Consider the following 20,036-nt stretch of genomic DNA (forward strand, 5'->3'; position numbering starts at 1 on the left):
CTGGGTGTTACTGCGACCGACGCGGATGGTTCGGAGCAGGTGACCGGCGTGACGGTGACCCTGAGCGGTGTGCCGGCGGGTGCGTTGATGGGGGCAGGCTGGGTGGCTGGCGCGGTGGCGGGCAGCTACAGCTGGAGCGGTGCGAGCACAGCGGGAGTGCCGGGCTTTAGCTTGCCGGCGGACTGGAGCGGGGTCGTGAATGGCAATGTGGCGGGGACCACGGACGAGGGCGGGGCAGACAACAAGCCCTTCACCGTGACCGTCACTGCAACTAACGATGCTCCCATGCTGACTGTCTCGGATCTGCGCATATCCGAGGAGGGATTGCCGGGATCCAATCCAGACAATTCACCCAATCCCGGCGATATTACCGACAGCACCTCGACCCATGCGACGGCAAGTGTGACAGATATCGACAGCAATACCTTTACGTTCACTCTTTCTGCTCCATCTGGCCTGAGCTCTGGAGGGGTACCAGTTGTGTGGAGTGGTATAGGGTCTGCGACACTGGTGGGTTCAGCGGGAGGGATCCCAGTCATACAAGTATCTGTAGATCCGGTTGGTAAATATACCGTCACCTTGCTGGGGCCCATCGATCATGAATTTGGAGACAATAAGGAAGGACTGAAGACATTTACCTTCAACCTGTCAGCCAGTGATGGTGACTTGAGTGATACCAAGCAGGTCAGTGTTGTTATTGAAGACGATATGCCCGTGATCACAGGCATCGAAAGTCTGGAAGTGATGAATGTAGCCGACATCACTACCGGTGGATTGTTTGGCGTCTCTTTTGGTGCTGATGGCTCTCTGGGTACTGGTGGACTGAAACTGACTGGATGGCCTGATTTGGCAGGGATCACAGAAACCTTGTCGACTGATGGCAAGACTCTGGTAGCAACCATTGATGGTAGTGGGCAGCCACCTAAAGTGTTCTATACATTGACACTCAATGACGACAATACTTACAGCTTTGAACTGGTTACTCCCCAGCCAACCCAGACTTTCTCGATCGGGGCACAGTTCGGTGCTGGCGGGCCTGTTGAGACGATCGGAGTTACTGCTGGCGGGATTGGTGTACTGTTCGATGGTCTGCTGTTCAATGGCAGCGTCAATAATCCTCAGGATCTGCCGGGGAGTGATGCAGATAATCTCAACCCGAACAACAATGGTTTCGGGATTAAGAACGGCAACCTAGACAATAACGAAGGGTTCAAGGTATCCACGACTGCAGCCGTTGATGGGCTCTCTTTCAACGTCTACGGGGTTGGCAACACCAATACCAGCACCATACAGTGGGTGGCTTATGCTGCCGATGGCGTGACCGTCGTCGATTCCGGAGAGCTTGTTCTGTCAGGACTCAAAGGGTCGATGCAGTTGGCCAGCATAGAACCCGATGGGGAGTTCAGCCAGCTTTATGTCCGCTTTGTGCTGAATGGCAATGACTCGGTGAGGATCGAGAATTTCGGAGTGATCGACAAGATCACGCCTCCTGATATTGACCTTGATTTCAGTGCTACCTTGACTGATGCCGATGGAGATAAAGCCAGCGCCAACTTTACTGTATCGGTCAAGAGCAATGAGCCTCCCGTCGCGTCCAATATTCTGGTTGTGGGCAGCAACACCTCGGATACCCCCGACACTACCGGGACCCCCGGCACGGATGATGATCACAAGGTGCCCAACTCCAACGGTAGTGTGGATGGTCTGGTTGCAGGCGGTGCTGGTCACGATATTGTGGTGGGGGACATCGGCGGCACCAGTACTAATTTCATCCCGGGTGAGAATTACAATATTGCCCTGGTGGTCGATGTGTCTGGAAGTATGGCTGGAGCACGACTGAATATGCTCAAGGCCTCCCTGACCCATTTGGCCAACCAGTTGAAAGATCATGATGGTGAGATCAATGTCACCTTGATTGGTTTTGCGGCGAATGCCAGCGAGAGTGTGACAATAGTAGGGCTTGATGCCAGTAATGTGAGCAACCTGACCAATGCCATTGATGCACTGGTTGCCAATGGTGGCACCAACTATGAAGCCGCGTTCAATCAGGCCGTGCAGTGGTTCAATGATGGTAGCAAGGCTGCTCCCGGTTACCAGAACCTGACATTCTTTGTCACGGATGGTAACCCGACTTACTACCTCAATGACAGCAATCAGGTCGCCGGACCAGGCAACAGCACCACATTTGAGGTGATCAAGGAGTCGGTGGATGCTTTTGTTTCACTCAGTGCCATCAGCCAGGTCAATGCAATCGGGGTGACCAATGATGTTAACAAGGATTTGTTGAAGTTCTTTGATAACACGACTGAAACGGCAGATCAGTTTTACTCGGCAGGCAGCTTCCTTGACTTGGCCACATTTGGTAGTGGTAGCGGCATAAATGCCGCCTCGGGATGGGTGCTCAGTGGTGATGCTCAGGGATCGCATACTGTTACAAATGGAAGCTTGCGGATCCGGGATGATCGAACCGGTTCTGATTCTGACAGGACAATATTGGCGCTCGCCGTGGCCAATGCCATCCAGGTTTCTGCGGCACAAGCCGGAGCAAGTCTGCAGTTCCAGTATGCCTTGAATGGTGTTAATAGCAGCGACAGCTTCACCTGGAAGTTGGTGAAACTCGAGGGTGGCGTCTGGGATATGCTCAATCCAGTGCAAACGGGCACCATTACTGGCGTTAGTTCATCTGTTTTGACGGCTTACAGCACTATCACAACCGATGGACTGCCTGTCGGGCAATACGGGTTTGTGTTCGAACTGCTCGACAGCTCCAATGACCGGAATGCTGAGGTACGGATAGACAATATCCGGATCGAGCAGGGTTTCAATGCCCCGATCGGCGATGCCCAGATTGTGACCAGTGCCGAGCAGTTGACGGCAGCCCTGACCGAGGGGGATCAGATTACTGTGTTGCTGGGGGCCGGCAATGACGTGGCCGATGGTGGTGTTGGCAATGACATCCTGTTTGGCGATGTACTCAATACCGATACGCTGGCCAGCGAGTTGGGACTGGATCTGCCCCAAGGTTCTGGTTGGCTGGTATTTGAAACGCTGGAGTCCAGTCATGGGTGGACACGTGAACAGACGGTGGATTACATCCGGACCCATATTACTGAGCTGAGTGGGGAGAGTAGCCGCAGTGGTGGTAATGACACCCTATATGGTGGCAGTGGCAACGATATCCTTTTTGGCCAGGAAGGGAACGACACCCTTGTTGGAGGTGTCGGTGATGATTATCTGGATGGTGGTTCTGGTAGCGATATACTCACGGGCGACCTTGGTAAGGACATTCTGATCGGCGGCCTTGGCAGCGATACCATGACCGGTGGTGGGGAGAGTGACACCTTCAAGTGGCTGGCGGGGGATGCGGACGGCAGTATCGATACCATTACTGATTTCACTTTAGGTGATACCAACAATGGTGGAGATGTACTGGATCTCTCGGATCTGCTGGTCGGCGTACCTGCAGTGGGGAACAACGAGGATCTGGCAGCCGTGCTGGACAACTATCTGCAGTTCAACACGACGACCAAGACGTTGACGATAGATCCTGCCGGGGCCGGTGGGAGCCCGGAACTGACCATCCAGTTCCAGAACTCACTCGACCTCGCCTCACTGGGCTCCAATCAGGAGATCATCAAGCACTTGCTGGATGACGGTAACTTGAAGGTTGATCCGTAACCCTCTCTCGGGGCCGGGCTTGCCTGGCCCCTGTTTTTTCTTTAGGTGGATGGATAAGATAGCGGCCGTAGAAGAGAGGGTAATCATGCAGTCATTCAACTGGGTCGACATTGATGGCATCCGTTATAGCTGGGATGGACAGGGCAACATTACCTGCGCAGGTCAGTTTGGCTATCAGGCCTCGATCGCCGGTGATCGGCTGGATGGGATGGAGATAGAGAATGAGGCCGGTGATGTCGCGGGCTCGCTCTATGTTGACTTTGCTGCAGCCTCTATCACCTATGTGCCTGTTTTGGATACCGAGTCTGCCCATAACATGATTCTGGTTGGCCATGAGCAGGGTCAGCAGGAGTATCCACTGGTCAGTTTTCACCCTCCGTTGTTGCAAAATTTGCTTGGGCCGTCTGATACCATCCCTTGGTCTGCGATGGAGGAGGCAATTGGTGGCACCGATCTCGGACAGGCGGTGCAAGGACATGTTCTGTCGTGGGACTCGTTCCATTTCGATGATGAGGTGCAGGTCTGCGGTGCGACATCGTCACAAGATAAGGTAGAGCAGAGCCCAGATGTCTGCAGCGTGGTCACCATCAGTCTCGATCTGACCAATCAGATACTGGATCAGTTCCCCCCCTCGCATGATATATGAATCCCGTAACTGCACGGGCATAATGACCTCAATCTTTCCGATTGAGGTTTTTTTCTATGTGGCGTCCCCTTCTTACTCTTTCTGCTCTGGTTGTCAGTGCTCCGCTGCTGGCGATTGAAGTGCCGCAAGCGCCCCATCTGGTGGTGAGTGGTTATGCCGAGCAGAAGACCGAACCCGATATGCTCACCCTCAATGTGGCGGTGAGTGCACTGGATAAGCAGGGCCTCAAGGCCAAGCAGCAGGTCGATACCAAGGTCGCAGCCTTTTTCAGCCAACTGGAAGGGCTGGGGATCAAGCGCAGCGATGTTGAGGCTGGCAACCTGATGGTCTCTCCGGAATATCAGTATGGCGAGAACAAAAAGCCGGTATTGCTGGGATACCGTGCCCAGCGGCAATTGGCGGTCAAACTCTATCAACTGGATAAATTGAGCCCCCTGATGGATACCGCCCTCAAAGCTGGGCTGGAGTCCGTATCCCAGATTGAGTACGGGTTGAAGTCGCCGCAGGTCATCAAGGAGCAGGCCCGTTTGAATGCCGTTGAGGATGCCAAAACCAAGGCTGAATCTCTGGCCAAGGCGTTCGGGATGAAGCTTGGCAAGGTCTACAGTGTGGAGTACCGCAATGCTTCGCCCATTACCGCCTACAGCCGCAACCTGAAGGTGGTGCAGGCCATGGCGATGGCTGCTCCCGCGCCGGATATGGCGGACAACAGCTATCAACAACAGCAGATCACGGTAAGTGATAATATCGAGGCTGTTTTCTTGCTGGAGTGATACCCGTCGTTGAAGTCCAGTCATGAACAACCCCGCTATTTGCTGCGGGGTTTTTATTGCGCATCGATGCAGATATAAAAAAGCCGACGCTCGTGTGTACTTAATCGAGCGTCGGCTTTTTGTTGCGCTGGGTTTATCAGGCGGTCACAGCATCAGCCTGGGTCGCTTCAGGAGCCGGGTTGCGGATGAGGTAATCAAACGCACCCAGTGCGGCGGTGGCGCCAGCACCCATGGAGATGATGATCTGCTTGAACGGTACCGTGGTGGCATCCCCTGCGGCGTAGACGCCGGGCAGGGAGGTCGCCCCTTTGGTATCGATCTCGATCTCGCCAAAGCGGGTCAGGGCAATCTCGCTCCCTTTCAGGAACTCGGTGTTCGGTACCAGGCCAATCTGGACGAAGATCCCCGCCACCGCCAGATGCTTGATCTCACCGGTGGTGCGATCCTCGTAATCCATGCCCACCACCTTGCTGCCATCACCGATCACTTCGGTGGTGCGGGCGCTCATGATGATGTCGATATTGCCCATGGAGCGAGCCTTCTTCTGCAGCACTTCATCGGCTCGCAGGGTGTCGGCGAACTCCACCACAGTCACATGCTCGACGATGCCAGCCAAGTCGATCGCTGCCTCGATGCCGGAGTTACCGCCACCGATTACAGCTACTCGCTTGCCCTTGAAGAAGGGACCATCGCAGTGCGGGCAGTAGGCCACACCCTTGGTGCGGTACTCGAGCTCGCCTGGTACGTTCAGATCACGCCAGCGGGCACCGGTAGCCAGGATCACGGCGCGGCTCTTCAAGGTGGCGCCAGAGGCGAGATCCACGTTCACATATCCATCTTTGCTGATGGCGGCGGCGCGCTGCTCGGTGATCACTTCAACGCCGTACTCTTTGACGTGCTGCTCCAGGCTGGCGGCCAGCTTGGGGCCTTCGGTGTAGGGCACGGAGATAAAGTTCTCGATACCGACGGTGTCCATCACCTGACCACCGAAACGCTCGGCAACGATGGCGGTGCGAATGCCTTTACGGGCGGCATAGATGGCCGCTGCGGCGCCAGCCGGGCCACCGCCCACCACCAGTACGTCGTAGGGATCTTTCTCATTCAGCTCGGCAGCCTTGCGCTCGGCGGCACCGGTGTCGAGTTTGGCGACGATTTCTTCCAGCGAGATCCGCCCTTGGCTGAACGGTTGCCCGTTCAGGTAAACATTCGGTACCGCCATGATTTGACGCTCGGCAACTTCTTCCTGGAACAGGGCGCCGTCGATCATGGTGTGAGTGATGCCGGGGTTCAGGGTCGCCATCAGGTTGAGGGCCTGTACTACGTCCGGGCAGTTGTGGCAGGAGAGGGAGATATAGGTCTCGAAGTGATACTCACCCTTGAGATTGCGGATCTGCTCCTGCACGGCCGCATCGGCCTTGGAGGGGTGGCCGCCGCTTTGCAGCAGGGCGAGCACCAGAGAGGTAAATTCATGACCCATGGGGATACCGGCAAAGTGAACGCGCGGGGCTTGGCCCTGCGGCGCGACACTCATGGAAGGCTTGCGAGCGGCAGTGCCAGAGGTCTGGGTGATCTTGGAGGACATCTCGGCGATCTCGCTGGCCAGTGCCAGCAGCTCTGCAGATTTGTCGCTGTCGTTGCCGGACACGCTGATCTCGATGGGATTGACGATGTACTGCAGATAGGTGTTCAGCTGTTGTTTGAGGTTGGTATCCAACATGGTCGAATTCCTTCTTGTAATGGCGAGTTGGCATTAAATGTGAGTCGGTCTGCTTTCAGGCCTATTTGGCAATGCCGGAAAGCAGACCGGCCCTTATGCGGGCCGGTCTTGGAAGCGGGAGGCTTAGATCTTGCCTACCAGGTCCAGGGACGGGGCCAGAGTGGCTTCGCCTTCTTTCCATTTAGCCGGGCACACTTCACCCGGGTGGGAGGCAACGTACTGGGCCGCTTTGACTTTGCGCAGCAGTTCCAGTGCATCACGGCCGATGCCGCCAGCGTTGATCTCGACGATCTGGATGATGCCCTGCGGGTCAATTACGAAGGTACCGCGGTCAGCCAAGCCAGCTTCTTCGATCATCACGCCGAAGTTGCGGGTGATGGTACCAGTCGGGTCACCAATCATCGGGTACTGGATCTTCTGAATGGTGTCAGAGGTGTCGTGCCATGCTTTGTGAGTGAAGTGGGTGTCGGTAGAGACAGAGTAGATCTCGACGCCCAGTTTCTGGAATTCAGCGTAGTTGTCAGCCAGGTCGCCCAGCTCGGTCGGGCAAACGAAGGTGAAGTCAGCCGGGTAGAAGAAGACCACGGACCACTTGCCTTTCAGGTCAGCGTCAGACACCTGAACGAATTTGCCATTGTGGTAGGCGGTAGCATTGAACGGCTTGATTTCAGTGTTGATGTAGGTAGACATGTAATTGCTCCTTGGTGATGTACATATGCCGGTCTGGTGTTGAAGAGTTTTGCCAGACGAGGCGCTTAACTTTCGATGGATTCATCATAGGGGCTTCCGCTAATCGATAAAAGCCGCAATTTTGAATCGCTTAAATCTACTTATTAGATAGCTCACTATGGCTGTACCTAACATGAATATCTCTGGCCTACTGAGATAACTCCTTGTCGTGGTTCAATATCTGTGCGCTACATCGCCTTTTCAAGGCATAAGAAGGGATGTGCAGAGCCACGATGACGCGATGAGATAAACGGTGGTGCAAGCAGGTGGCGCAGGAGGTTGAGGCAGCTGCTTGCAGCGATGGGGGATGTGCTGACAAGGGGGAGAGCAGAAAACGCGGATAAAAAAATCCCGGCGCTATCGCAACGACAGGGCCGGGTCATCAAACAAGGAATGGCTATATAAACAAATGCTTTACAGCAAAGACTAACTACGGGGTGTGCAAACTTGCAGACATATGAGAGGAAGATAATGGGTGCACAATCCCTCGTCTCCCCCTCGGCAACTATTGCATGGGAGGGATAATAGTGTGACGCAGATCACAAGGCAAGTGTTTGTTGTAATTTTTCAATCAAAATGAAAGTGTTTCATCATTTCAGCTTATTTAGACGGCTGAAAACGCTTTTATTGTAATTTAATTACAGCTTTATCTATCAAAAGTCGGTAGGTGGTTCCTGCTCTTCCATCAATTCCAGCAGGTTGATGGCCACGGCAATAAAGTCCGACTCGGTGACAATGCCGATTAGCTTGCGTCCTTTGAGTACCGGCAGGCAGCCATATCTGTGGCGCTGCAGGTAAAGTGCTGCCTCCTTGATGCCGGCGTGAGGATCTACGCTCGCCACTTGCCGTGTCATGATCTCGTCGAGTTGCACGCTGTCGGTAAATTCGGCTTCCCGCTCCGGGCTGATGAGCAGCAGCTTGGATTCCCGGGTGGCCAGGATATCGGTGAGAGTTACCAACCCCAGCAGGTGATGCTGCTCGTCGACGATGGGAATGTGGCGGATTCGCTCCTGCTGCATCAGGTCCATCGCCTGTTTGACACTGTTTGACGGACCCAGAGTGAAGGGGTTTTCGGTCATGATTTCGGATAGGGTCATCATGGTGGGCCTCCTTGTGTATCTGCTTTCACCCTAGCCCAGCGCCCATTGGCAAAACATGATCAGGGTCAATACAGAACATTAAAGAATCATTAACCGGATGTGTGTCTCAATATTGCTCGCTACCCCTTGTCTCTCTTGGGTTTTTGGTCTTTTGGGTTGCCTTGGAAGATGGGGATAACTAGACTAGCCGCCGATTCCCCCCGAGGTGAAAGATGCAAGTATCCGATTTTCATTTTGATCTGCCAGACGAGCTGATTGCCCGCTATCCGATGGCAGAGCGTACTGCCAGCCGCCTGTTGCAGCTCGATGGTCAGACTGGCGCCCTGCGCCACGGTCAATTTGTGGATGTGCTGGATCAGCTCAATCCGGGTGACCTGCTGGTATTCAATAACACCCGTGTCATTCCGGCGCGCATGTTTGGCCAGAAGGCCAGCGGCGGCAAGCTGGAGATACTGGTCGAGCGCATTCTGGACGAGCACAGCGTGCTGGCCCATGTCCGGGCCTCCAAGGCGCCCAAGCCCGGCACCCGGATGATCATGGATGGTGGTGTGGAGGCAGAGATGCGTGCCCGCCACGACGCCCTTTTCGAGATCCACTTCCTCGACCCGCGTCCGGTGCTGGAGATTTTGGAGGCCATTGGCCACATGCCGCTGCCCCCCTATATCGACCGTCCCGACGAGGATGCCGACAAGGAGCGCTACCAGACCGTTTACAATCAAAAGCCGGGCGCCGTTGCCGCGCCGACCGCCGGTCTGCACTTTGATGAACCGCTGCTTGAGAAAATTCGGGCCAAAGGGGTTGAAACGGCCTTCGTCACCCTGCATGTAGGAGCGGGCACCTTCCAGCCGGTGCGGGTAGAGAAGATTGAAGATCACCATATGCACTCCGAATATGCGGAAGTGCCGCAAGAGGTGGTAGATGGCATCGCGGCCACCCGTGCGCGCGGTGGTCGGGTGATTGCCGTTGGCACCACGTCGGTGCGTTCGCTGGAGAGCGCGGCCAAGGTCACCCTGGCGCAGGGCAAACCGCTGGCGCCCTTCTTTAGTGACACCGATATCTTCATCTTCCCTGGCTACCAGTTCCAGATTGTCGATGCCATGGTCACCAACTTCCATCTGCCGGAGTCGACCCTGATCATGCTGGTCAGCGCCTTCGCCGGTTATGACAACGTGATGGCGGCCTATCAGGCAGCTGTGGCCGGGCAGTACCGTTTCTTCAGCTACGGGGACGCCATGTTCGTCACCCGTCGCCAGGTTGAAGCATAAGCTTCAGCTTATTTACCGGGCCGTGAGCGGCCCTCCTATTGTCAGACTGTTTATCTGACGCAGCCGAGGTAGCAATGAAATTTGAACTGAAAACCACCGACGGCCGTGCCCGTCGCGGTCAACTGGTCTTCGAACGTGGTGTGGTACAAACGCCGGCCTTTATGCCGGTCGGGACGTACGGCACCGTCAAGGGGATGACTCCGGAAGAGGTACGTGAAACCGGTGCCCAGATCCTGCTGGGTAACACCTTCCACCTTTGGCTGCGCCCGGGTCAGGAAGTGATGCGTGCCCACGGCGATCTGCACGATTTCATGAACTGGCAGGGCCCGATCCTGACCGACTCCGGTGGTTTCCAGGTGTTCAGCCTGGGCCATATTCGCAAGATCACCGAAGCGGGCGTCCACTTCCGTCACCCCATCAATGGCGAGAAGATCTTCCTCGACCCCGAGAAGTCCATGGAGATCCAGTACGATCTGGGCTCCGACATCGTGATGATCTTCGACGAGTGCACCCCGTACCCGGCCACTTATGAAGAAGCGCGCAAGTCCATGGAGATGTCCCTGCGCTGGGGCAAGCGCTCCCGCGACAAGTTTGATGCGCTGGGCAACAAGAACGCCCTGTTCGGCATCATTCAGGGCTCGGTCTACGAAGATTTGCGGGATGTCTCCCTCAAGGGGCTGCTGGAGATCGGTTTCGACGGTTATGCGGTCGGTGGTCTGGCCGTAGGTGAACCCAAAGAGGACATGCACCGCATCCTCGAGCACGTCTGCCCGAAAATTCCGGCCGACAAGCCGCGCTACCTGATGGGTGTCGGCAAGCCGGAAGATCTGGTGGAAGGGGTGCGCCGTGGTATCGACATGTTCGACTGCGTCATGCCGACTCGCAACGCCCGCAACGGCCACCTGTTCACCACCGATGGCGTAGTGAAGATCCGCAACGCCCAGCACCGCAACGACACCAGCACCCTGGATGCCGGGTGCGATTGCTACACCTGCAAGAACTACAGCCGCAGCTACCTGCACCATCTGGACAAGTGCAACGAGATCCTCGGTGCCCGTCTGAATACGATTCATAACCTGCGTTATTACCAACGTGTGATGCAGGGTTTGCGGGACGCGATCGAGCAGGGTAAATTAGACGACTTTGTAACAGAGTTTTACCGTCGGCAAGGGAAGCCTGTGCCTCCGTTAGCTGAAAATGACGTTAAATAACAACAACATATAATTTTGTTTTTTTAAATCTACATCAATAAGAGGTTGTTAAATGAGCATTATCTCCAAGGCGTATGCAGAAGGCGCAGCACCGGGTGCACAGGGTGGTGGTATGGAAATGATCATCATGCTGGCCGTATTCGGCCTGATCTTCTACTTCATGATCTATCGTCCCCAGGCCAAACGTGCCAAGGATCACCGCAATCTGATGAGCTCCTTGTCAAAGGGTGATGAAGTGCTCACTTCCGGTGGCCTGGTTGGCAAAATTGCCAAAGTGGCTGCAGACAGCGATTACCTGGTGATCGCCCTGAACGACCAGACTCAAGTCACCATCAAAAAGGACTTCGTCTCTGCCGTTCTGCCCAAGGGTTCTATCCAGTCCCTTTAATCTCCCAAGGAGCACAGCGTGTTGAATCGCTATCCGCTGTGGAAATACCTGATGGTGATCCTGGTGATCGCCATCGGTTTTCTATATGCAGCCCCCAATCTTTACGGCGAAGATCCGGCTTTGCAGGTTTCTGCCAGCCGTGGTGCCGAAGTCAAGCTAGATACTCTTGATCTGGTGAAAGAGACCCTTGATGCGGCCAAGATCCCGGTCAAACATGCTGCATTCGAGCACGGTTTTATCCTGATCCGTTTCAAGAACACCGAAGACCAGCTGAAGGCGCGCGATATCGTTGCCAACAAGCTGGGCGATAACTTCATTACCGCACTCAACCTGGCACCTTCCACTCCCGCCTGGCTCGAAGCCATCGGTGCGGCGCCTCTGAAGCTGGGTCTTGATCTGCGCGGTGGTGTGCACTTCCTGATGGAAGTGGACATGGCCGAAGCACTGACCAAGCAGCAAGAGCAGATGGTGCAGGATTTCCGCTCCGAGCTGCGCACCCAGAAGATCCGTTACTCCGGTGTGCGCCGGGTCGGTGATCAGGTGCAGGTGATCTTCCGTGACGAAGCCGATCAGGAACGTGCCGTTTCTCATCTGCGTCGTCAGAACCCTGATTTGACTTTCACTACCGAGCAGAAAGGGGATGAGTTCATCCTGCTGGCTGGTCTGAGCGAAGCCAAGATCAAGGAAGTGAAGAAGTACGCCCTCGAGCAGAACATCACCATCATCCGTAACCGGGTCAACGAACTGGGCGTGGCCGAGCCGCTGGTACAACAGCAAGGCGCCGAGCGCATTGTCGTTGAACTGCCCGGTATTCAGGATACCGCCCGCGCCAAGGAGATCCTGGGTGCAACCGCGACCCTGGAATTCCACATGGTCGATGAGACTGCCGACATCCAGGCTGCGGCCGATGGCCGTGTCCCGCCCAGCTCCAAGGTCTACAACGATCGCAATGGTCGTCCCGTGGTGCTGCAAAAGCGGGTGATCCTGACCGGTGACCACATCGTGGGTGCCCAGTCCGGTTTCGACGAGTACAGCCGTCCCCAGGTCAACATCAAGCTGGATGGCCAGGGTGGCAACAAGATGGCCAACTTTACCAAGGACAACGTCGGTAAAGGGATGGCGACCGTCTTCATCGAGTACAAGCCGGTCGGTCAACCGGGTCCGGATGGCAAGCGCAAGTTCCGCAAGCAGGAGGAGGTGATCAACGTCGCCACCATCCAGTCGCGTCTTGGCAGCCAGTTCCGTATCACAGGTATCGACAATGCCAACGAAGCCCACAACCTGGCGCTGCTGCTGCGTGCCGGTGCCTTGATCGCCCCGATCCAGATCGTGGAAGAGCGCACCATTGGCCCGAGCCTGGGTCAACAGAACATCGACAGCGGTATGGAAGCCATCGGCTGGGCCATGCTGGTGATCGTGCTGTTCATGGGGATCTACTACCGCGCGTTCGGCTGGGTTGCCAACCTGGCGCTCTGTATGAACCTGGTGTTGATTGTCGGCATCATGTCGATGATCCCTGGGGCCACCATGACATTGCCGGGTATCGCCGGTATCGTCCTGACGCTGGGTATGGCGGTGGATGCCAACGTGCTGATCTACGAGCGTATTCGTGAAGAGATCCGCAACGGTCGTGGTGTTCAGCAAGCCATCCATCTGGGCTTTGATCGGGCATTCTCCACCATCGCCGACTCCAACGTGACCTCGCTGATCACCTGCGTGATCCTGTTCGGTATCGGTACTGGCGCCATTAAGGGCTTTGCCCTGACGCTGGGCATTGGTCTGACCGCCTCCATGTTTACTGCCATCACAGTTTCCCGTGCCATTATCAACCTGGCTTGGGGTGGACGGCGTATCGACAAGCTGCCCATCTGAGGATAGAGAAATGTTTCAGATTCTACATTTTGAAAAACCGATCCCGTTTATGCGCTATGCCAAGCCGGGTGTGGTTTTCTCTTCCGTGCTGATGGTGGTAGCCCTGTTCTTCCTGTTTGATCGGGGGCTGAACTGGGGTCTGGACTTTACCGGTGGTACCACCATCGAGGTGGGATTCCAGCAGTCGGTGAGCCTGGACAAGATCCACGACGTTCTGGAAGAGCAGAAGATTGAAGGGGCCACCCTGCAACACTTTGGCTCCAGCCGTGACGTACTGTTCCGTCTGACCCCGAAAGAGGGGGTCAAGGTCGAGCAGCAGGGTAACGAGGTGCTGGCAGCGGCCAAGCTGCTCGATGAGGGCGCTGTACTCAAACGCGTCGAATTCGTCGGCCCTTCAGTCGGTGACGAGCTGGCTACTGACGGGGCGCTGGCGATGCTGGCCTCCATCATCTGTATCCTGATCTACGTGGCGGTGCGCTTTGAATGGCGTCTGGCCATGGGCGGCATCCTCTCGCTGGTGCATGACGTGGTGATCACCCTGGGCGTCTTTGCCTACTTCCAGTACGAGTTCGACCTGACCGTGCTGGCGGCATTGATGACCCTGGTGGGTTACTCCCTGAACGATACCATAGTGGTGTTCGACCGCTTGCGGGAGAACTTCCGCAAGGTGCGCAAAGGGGATACCGACTACATTCTCGATCTCTCCATGACCGAGACCCTGAGCCGTACCATCATCACCTCCGGGCTCACCTTCGTGGTGGTGCTGGCGCTCCTGCTCAAGGGCGGCGCGCTGATCCACGGTTTTGCCGTGGCCATGGTGATCGGTGTGGCCTTCGGTACCTACTCCTCCATCTATGTGGCGAGTGCGTTTGCCATGTTCCTCGGCGTCAAGCGCGAGCACATGCTGCCCACCCAGGTAGAGAAAGAGGGTGCGGACCAACAGGAGATCCTGCCGTAACAGTGAAGAGCGCCTCATGGCGCTCTTTTCTTATCTCTGCGTGTCGTTTGCTGACGCAGATGATTTCAACAAAAGGAGCTTGCCATGCAACACAATCCCCGTTTTTTGGCGCTGGTTGACGGGATCCGCTCCCGCATCACCGAAACCGATGTTCACCAGATCAAGCGCTGGCAGGACGAAGGGCGCATGTTTCACCTGATCGACGTGCGGGAAGAGAGCGAGTGGGCCAAAGGCCATCTGCCCGGAGCCCAATATCTGGGTCGTGGAGTGATTGAGCGGGATATCGAGACCCTGTTCCCGGATCCCGAGACCACGCTCTATCTCTATTGTGGTGGCGGTTTTCGCTCCGTACTGGCGGCCGACAATTTGCAACAGATGGGTTATCGCAACGTAATCAGTGTTGACGGCGGTTTTCGCGGCTGGCTGGAGGCCGGATACCCTGTCGAATCCTGATTTATTTGATGGAGAGGGGCTCAGCTACATGACAAAGTGGCGGCTGACCTTTACCATATGCGGGGTCAAGCGTAAGCGTCGGAGTGTTCATTGAACGTCAGGAAAGGGATTGGATACCTCCTTGGTATCCTGTTGCTGCTACCCATGTGGGGTTGCAGCAGTAGCAGTCATGTCAACACCCCTAAGGTTCCCAAGGCGCAGCCTGCTTCACTGGTATTGGCGACCCCCCTGCAGGTCTCCTACCAAAGCGAGTTGGCGCTCGCCCGACTCGGGCAGATGCTGAGTGAAATGGAGTTGACCACGGAGCAACGGGCCGAGTTGTTCTATGAACGTGCCGTGGTGTTTGATCGCGTCGGCTTGCGTTCCCTCGCGCGGCTCGATTTCAACCGGGCCCTGCGGGAGAAACCGGATTTCGCTGAAGCCTATAACTTCATCGGTGTCTATCTGGTACAGCAGCAGAACTACGACGAAGCCTATGAGGCATTCGACTCAGCCCTCGAGCTGGCACCCGATTATGACTATGCCTACCTTAACCGCGGTATTGCCCTCTATTACGGTAATCGTCCCGAGCTGGCAGCGGCCGATATGAAGCGTTTCTACGAAGCGCAGCCGGAAGACCCTTATCGGGTGATCTGGCTCTATCTGGCCGAGCAGAAGCTCAATCCCGCTGCGGCCATGAGCCGGATGCGCGAGCGCCTCAACAAGTACGATGACGATGCATGGAACTGGGATCTGGTGCGTCTCTACACCGGTGAGATCAACGCGTCCCAGCTGATGGGCAACGTGGTGAAAGGGGTGAAGGATAACCGGGAGCTGGCCGAGCGCCTGTGTGAAACCTATTTCTATCTGGGCAAGTTCGAGTTGGGCAAAGGCAACCGCAAGGAAGCCATCAGCTACTTCAAGCTGGCGCTCTCCAACAACGTCTATGACTTCATCGAGCACCGCTATGCTCTGCTCGAACTGGAGTTGATGGCGCGCAAACCCTTGCCGCCGGGTGCCCAGAGCAAAGGCGAACAGCCCTCCTGAATGGAGATGGCGATTACCCGGTGATAAAAAACCTCGGTATGAGGCTAATGCCAGTCAGTAAAGCCTGACTGGCATTGTTTTTATCTGCTTTTTCACACCCACTCCCGTGGCTTGGCTCCATGTCACAGTGAGCTTCGTGTCGCTAATCCACACAACCCTACCAGTTTTTCCAACTCTGCCGCCCGCCTCTGAATAATGAACGGGCACATCTGATCCATGCAGCTCAACAGATGGATGGGGCCGACTCCGTGTGAAACCCGGTCGGCTCGTCGTATGCCTCCTGATATGGGTGATTCTCTTCCCTATCGCGGTGGGCGACTGGTTGACTATCGCTGCTCTTGTCCGATTCCTGCCGGACTGCCTCTCTCATAATGGGTGAGGCTGACGATAGGGAGTAAATATGCGTGCTGGCCCGTGCTTTTACACTCCGTTACATCTGCTCGTCCTGTGACCGCCCCATAATGGTCCTTGGTCTCCTAACCCTGTTCGATGGGAGGTGGATCAGTAGTCGATAAAGTGGAGATCACGAGCAATTTCCTGTCAGCACGGAGGCCTGGACGACGGATGTCACAGAGCGTATCAAACCAGGTGATCAGACGAATGCTGGGAGCCTGCCAGCAGCAGGGGGGCGATCCCGATGCCATTCTAATGGCGGGCGGTCTCACGTCGTTCGACATCGAGCGGGAACAGGGACGGTTGCCGGCCCACAGCCACTACCGGATGCTGCAACTGATGCAGCCCTATCTGGCCAGTTTTCACGAAACCATTCTCTCCTACGACATCGGGCAGCTCTACCAGCACTATCCACCCCTTATCAGCCTGTGCCTGAATCAGCCCTCGCCGCGGGCTGCGCTTGAGGTGCTGCTGGCCTATCGCCCCATCATCGGCAGTTGTGACGAGCTGCGGGTGCTGCGGGGGGCGCAGGCCAGCCAATACCTGTATGTCAATCAGGGGCCCGCCAGCCTGGGGGCGAGTCAGGCTATCCCCAACTTCATCATGCTCTACCGAATTTTGCGAGTCTATCTGGCGGATCCCCGGGTCTCGGTGGGCTTCACGGGGCGGCCGCCACCGCGCCATCAGTTGCTGGACCAGTTCTTCGCCACCCGCTGCCGCTGGGAGCAGGAGGAAAACACCCTGACCATCGACAACGCCCAACTCGACTGTCCCAGCCAGTGCTACAACGAGCCGCTGGGTCATCTGCAATTGGCTCAGCTGGCGCAGATCTGTGCCGACATCGCCGAGCGGGCCCCCTTTGCCTGTCTGGTGGGGGAGCGGATCCGCCACAAGATCCGGGAAGGGGGGCTGGAGAGCGACGAGAGCCTGCTCAAGGAGGTGTGCACGGCCATGAATGTCAGCCGCTGGACCCTGAATCGCAAATTGCAGGGGGAGGGACGCAGCTTCTCCACCCTGCTCAGGGAGGCGAGGGTGAGCGAAGCCTGCCGCTTGCTGGGGGAGGGTGATCAACCGCTACAGAACATCAGCGATCGGGTCGGCTTCTCGTCCCAGAGCGCCTTCAACCGCTTCTTCAAGGCCAACACCCGGATGACGCCGCTGGCCTATCGCAACTCCCGCCAATAAAAACGGGACCGGCGCAAGGCCGGTCCCGTGGTCGGGTCATTGCTGGGCTATTGTCGGGCAAGGCCGGGCTGGGGGCCCGGCCTTGCCTGCCTTTGTTAGCGGGTGATGGTGGTGACGCTGGCGGGATCCACCCCGGTCGGCAGTGCCAGTGCCCCCGGCGTGGTGTTGCTCACCACGATCTCCTTGCTCACCGTGAAGCTGACCGGCGTGCTGGCGGAGACATCCGATGAGGGGCTGATGTAGGCGCTGTAGCGGCCCGGCTCCACGATCCACTGGTTGCTGGCCTCATCGAAGCTGGCGAGGATGCTGGCCGGAATGGTGAAGCTCAGCTGTTCGCTGGCCCCCGGTGCCAGCTGCGCCGTCTTGGCAAAGGCCTTGAGCTCGATGAGCGGTTTCTTCAGCTTGACCTCGGGGGCGGTCACATAGACCTGGGCCGCCTCCTTGCCTGCCATGGCGCCGGTATTGGTGATGGTGGCGGTCAGCACCAGGCTGCCGGTTGCACCATCGGTCAGGGTATTGTTGGCGATGGTTGGGCTGGTGTAGCTGAAGCTGGTGTAGGAGAGGCCGAAGCCGAACGGGTAGGAGACCGCCTGCTCGAAGGTGCTGTAGTAGCGATAGCCCACGTAGATCCCTTCGTTGTAGTAGAGATCGTCCGGTTCGCCGTCCCCGTTGGTGTCTTCGCCCGGGAAGGTGCCGGCGGAGGGAACGCTGGCGTAGCTGTGCGGGAAGCTCTGGGCCAGTTTGCCGCTCGGGTTGACCGCGCCGGAGAGCACGTCCGCCACCGCGTGACCGGTCTCCTGGCCAGCCATGTAGGCCAGCAGGATGCCATCCACCTTGTCGCTCCACTGGGCGGTGTCGATGACGCCGTTGACGTTAAGCACCACTACCACCTTCTTGCCCTGGGCGTGGAAGGCGTTGCTCACCGCGTCGATGAGGGCGCGCTCGTCATCGCCGAGCAGATAGTCCCCCTTGCCGCTGCTGCGATCCGCTCCTTCCCCGGCCTGGCGGCCGATACTGATGACGGCGGCTTGCTGGGTGGCAGCCGCATTGGCGATCAGCGCCGCCAGCTCGCCGCTGATTGGCGCCTCGGCGCAGGTGTAGTAGCCCTTGGCGCCAAATTGCCCCTCGTGATAGACCTTGTTGTTCTCGTAAAAATCGCGGTAGTAGCTCTGCAACGCCTCGTTGACCGGGAAGCGTGCTGCCAGTCCCTGCGCGATGGTGGTGGTGCTGGCGGCGTTCACATCCCCGCTGCCGGTGCCGCCCTTGTAGGTGTTGATCTGATTGATGCCGAAGCTGGCCAGGGTGCTGCTTGCCGCCAGCGGCAGGGCCGCGGCCTCGTTGCGCAGCAGCACCATGCTCTCGGCGCCGGCCTGACGGGCCAGTTTGGCATGGGCGGTCAGATCCGGGCTGTTGCTGATGGCCAACTGGCTGTAAGAGGGGCTCTTCATCACCTGGGTCAGGATGTGGATGGCGGCCTCGTTCACCTTGGCCTCGTCGAGATCGCCGTGCGCGATGGATTGCTGCAACTGCTCCTTGACGTTGCCCGGCTCGATCAAATCTTGTCCCGCCAGCACCTGCTTGTAGGCGTTGTTGGCCACGTCGCCGGCAAACCAGTCGGACATCACCAGGCCGTCAAACTTCCACTCGCCGCGCAGAAGGTCGGTCACCGCATCCTTGCGCTCGTTGACATAGGTGCCGTTGACCTTGTTGTAGGAGGTCATCACCGCCCAGGGCTGGGCCTCGTCTACCGCTATCTGGAAGCCGCGCAGGTAGATCTCGCGGAAGGTTCTCGGTTCACCGATGTCGTTGATCTGGTTGCGGTTGGTCTCGGAGTTGTTGCCGAAGTAGTGCTTGATGGTGGTGCCCACCCCGTTGCTCTCCACCCCGTTGACCATGGCTGCGCCGATTTTGCCGGTCAGCAGGGGATCTTCCGAGTAGTACTCGAAGTTGCGGCCATTGAGCGGGTTGCGCTGGATGTTCATGCCCGGAGCCAGCAGGATGTCGACCCCGTACTGGCGCACCTCGTCCCCCATGGCCTCGCCGACGGCCTTGACCAGCTTGACGTCCCAGCTGGAGGCGAGCAGAGAGCCGATGGGCCAGGCGGTGGCATAGTAGCTGGCGCTGTCACCGTCGCGGTTGGCGTTGATCCGCACCCCGGCCGGCCCGTCCGCCAGTTTGAGGGCCGGAATGTCGATGCCGTCCGCGCTGCGCAGTACGCCGTTGATGTAACCCGCCACGCCGGGCACGTCCTGTTTGACGTTGATGGCGCCGTTGGCACTGCCGTAACCGGGGCCGGAGAGCAGGTCCAGCTTCTCGCTCAGGGTCAGCTTGGCCACCATGGCCTCGGCCTGGCCGCGGTAATAGGCATCGTCCTTGACCAGGGGATCCGAGTCATTCTGGTTGCAACCGACCAGCAGGCCGGCCAGCGCCAGGCTGACACCCAGTGAAACCGCTTTCAATTTTGTGGTGATAGGCATGAAGACGTCCTCGTAACTGTCTGAATAAAAATACAAAGGAGATATCGACACCGGGCGCAAGGCATCCGCCCGGGCTGGGCCGCTCTGCTGGCGGCTGCCATTGGATATCGCAAGGAAGGCCGAACGGGCCGGTGGGCCGGCGTTTGGCTGCAGGCAGGTTAACAA

At 57.3% G+C, this 20,036-nt stretch carries 15 protein-coding genes; 11 read left to right on the top strand and 4 right to left on the bottom strand.

The genetic code is table 11. From position 1 onward, the window contains the following. Positions 1-48 precede the first annotated feature (48 nt). From G5179_RS18610 to G5179_RS18620, 3 genes are all read left to right on the top strand, one after another. The gene (locus tag G5179_RS18610) at positions 49-3,678 is read left to right on the top strand and encodes a VWA domain-containing protein (RefSeq protein ID WP_421258882.1); all 3,630 of its coding nucleotides are present in this window, start codon (positions 49-51) and stop codon (positions 3,676-3,678) included. 85 nt (positions 3,679-3,763) lie between these two features. Then, on the top strand, positions 3,764-4,324 hold the full coding sequence (locus tag G5179_RS18615) for a hypothetical protein (RefSeq protein ID WP_042056172.1): 561 nt from the start codon (positions 3,764-3,766) through the stop codon (positions 4,322-4,324). A gap of 56 nt (positions 4,325-4,380) precedes the next feature. Continuing rightward, positions 4,381-5,097, top strand: a complete 717-nt coding sequence (locus G5179_RS18620; RefSeq protein ID WP_021229694.1) for an SIMPL domain-containing protein — start codon at positions 4,381-4,383, stop codon at positions 5,095-5,097. A 136-nt stretch (positions 5,098-5,233) separates the two neighbouring features. On the opposite strand, the gene ahpF is transcribed toward G5179_RS18620, so the two are convergent. The 3 genes from ahpF to G5179_RS18635 all read right to left on the bottom strand — a co-directional run bounded on the left by ahpF (position 5,234) and on the right by G5179_RS18635 (position 8,643). Then, complete coding sequence (gene ahpF / locus G5179_RS18625) at positions 5,234-6,814, bottom strand: alkyl hydroperoxide reductase subunit F (protein WP_421258883.1); 1,581 nt, start codon at positions 6,812-6,814, stop codon at positions 5,234-5,236. A gap of 123 nt (positions 6,815-6,937) precedes the next feature. Beyond that, complete coding sequence (gene ahpC, locus G5179_RS18630) at positions 6,938-7,504, bottom strand: alkyl hydroperoxide reductase subunit C (protein WP_005337335.1); 567 nt, start codon at positions 7,502-7,504, stop codon at positions 6,938-6,940. A gap of 692 nt (positions 7,505-8,196) precedes the next feature. Then, complete coding sequence (locus G5179_RS18635) at positions 8,197-8,643, bottom strand: CBS domain-containing protein (protein ID WP_421258884.1); 447 nt, start codon at positions 8,641-8,643, stop codon at positions 8,197-8,199. A gap of 212 nt (positions 8,644-8,855) precedes the next feature. Here G5179_RS18635 and queA point away from each other — a divergent pair, with 212 nt between their 5' ends. The 8 genes from queA (at position 8,856) to G5179_RS18675 (ending at position 17,394) form a co-directional block, all read left to right on the top strand. Further along, entirely contained in the window at positions 8,856-9,908 is a 1,053-nt protein-coding gene (gene queA / locus G5179_RS18640; RefSeq protein ID WP_421258885.1) for a tRNA preQ1(34) S-adenosylmethionine ribosyltransferase-isomerase QueA, read from the top strand. A 74-nt stretch (positions 9,909-9,982) separates the two neighbouring features. Beyond that, on the top strand, positions 9,983-11,119 hold the full coding sequence (gene tgt, locus G5179_RS18645) for a tRNA guanosine(34) transglycosylase Tgt (protein ID WP_421258886.1): 1,137 nt from the start codon (positions 9,983-9,985) through the stop codon (positions 11,117-11,119). 52 nt (positions 11,120-11,171) lie between these two features. Next, a complete protein-coding gene (gene yajC / locus G5179_RS18650) occupies positions 11,172-11,507 on the top strand; it encodes a preprotein translocase subunit YajC (protein ID WP_005337327.1) in 336 nt (111 codons plus the stop codon). An 18-nt stretch (positions 11,508-11,525) separates the two neighbouring features. Next, entirely contained in the window at positions 11,526-13,379 is a 1,854-nt protein-coding gene (gene secD / locus G5179_RS18655) for a protein translocase subunit SecD (protein ID WP_421258887.1), read from the top strand. 10 nt (positions 13,380-13,389) lie between these two features. Beyond that, positions 13,390-14,337 (top strand): protein translocase subunit SecF, encoded by a 948-nt coding sequence (gene secF, locus G5179_RS18660; RefSeq protein WP_005344682.1) that lies wholly within the window; start codon positions 13,390-13,392, stop codon positions 14,335-14,337. Positions 14,338-14,421: 84 nt separating this feature from the next. Further along, the gene (locus G5179_RS18665; RefSeq protein ID WP_421255183.1) at positions 14,422-14,790 is read left to right on the top strand and encodes a rhodanese-like domain-containing protein; all 369 of its coding nucleotides are present in this window, start codon (positions 14,422-14,424) and stop codon (positions 14,788-14,790) included. Between the two features lie 90 nt (positions 14,791-14,880). Further along, positions 14,881-15,816, top strand: a complete 936-nt coding sequence (gene nlpI / locus G5179_RS18670) for a lipoprotein NlpI (protein ID WP_005344691.1) — start codon at positions 14,881-14,883, stop codon at positions 15,814-15,816. A gap of 600 nt (positions 15,817-16,416) precedes the next feature. Further along, positions 16,417-17,394, top strand: coding sequence for a helix-turn-helix domain-containing protein (locus G5179_RS18675; RefSeq protein WP_421221667.1), 978 nt, complete (start codon positions 16,417-16,419; stop codon positions 17,392-17,394). A gap of 95 nt (positions 17,395-17,489) precedes the next feature. On the opposite strand, the gene G5179_RS18680 is transcribed toward G5179_RS18675, so the two are convergent. Next, positions 17,490-19,871 (bottom strand): beta-glucosidase, encoded by a 2,382-nt coding sequence (locus G5179_RS18680; protein ID WP_421258888.1) that lies wholly within the window; start codon positions 19,869-19,871, stop codon positions 17,490-17,492. Positions 19,872-20,036 lie beyond the last annotated feature (165 nt).

It is taken from the genome of Aeromonas sp. 600886 (assembly GCF_049174935.1).
GTDB classification, from domain to species: domain Bacteria; phylum Pseudomonadota; class Gammaproteobacteria; order Enterobacterales; family Aeromonadaceae; genus Aeromonas; species Aeromonas veronii_A.

Coding starts and splice junctions, on each gene's coding strand:
- G5179_RS18615 (WP_042056172.1), top strand. CDS start 3,764: ATGCAGTCATTCAACTGGGTCGACATTGATGGCATCCGTTATAGCTGG.
- G5179_RS18620 (WP_021229694.1), top strand. CDS start 4,381: ATGTGGCGTCCCCTTCTTACTCTTTCTGCTCTGGTTGTCAGTGCTCCG.
- ahpF (WP_421258883.1), bottom strand. CDS start 6,814: ATGTTGGATACCAACCTCAAACAACAGCTGAACACCTATCTGCAGTAC.
- ahpC (WP_005337335.1), bottom strand. CDS start 7,504: ATGTCTACCTACATCAACACTGAAATCAAGCCGTTCAATGCTACCGCC.
- G5179_RS18635 (WP_421258884.1), bottom strand. CDS start 8,643: ATGATGACCCTATCCGAAATCATGACCGAAAACCCCTTCACTCTGGGT.
- queA (WP_421258885.1), top strand. CDS start 8,856: ATGCAAGTATCCGATTTTCATTTTGATCTGCCAGACGAGCTGATTGCC.
- tgt (WP_421258886.1), top strand. CDS start 9,983: ATGAAATTTGAACTGAAAACCACCGACGGCCGTGCCCGTCGCGGTCAA.
- yajC (WP_005337327.1), top strand. CDS start 11,172: ATGAGCATTATCTCCAAGGCGTATGCAGAAGGCGCAGCACCGGGTGCA.
- secF (WP_005344682.1), top strand. CDS start 13,390: ATGTTTCAGATTCTACATTTTGAAAAACCGATCCCGTTTATGCGCTAT.
- G5179_RS18665 (WP_421255183.1), top strand. CDS start 14,422: ATGCAACACAATCCCCGTTTTTTGGCGCTGGTTGACGGGATCCGCTCC.
- G5179_RS18675 (WP_421221667.1), top strand. CDS start 16,417: ATGCTGGGAGCCTGCCAGCAGCAGGGGGGCGATCCCGATGCCATTCTA.
- G5179_RS18680 (WP_421258888.1), bottom strand. CDS start 19,871: ATGCCTATCACCACAAAATTGAAAGCGGTTTCACTGGGTGTCAGCCTG.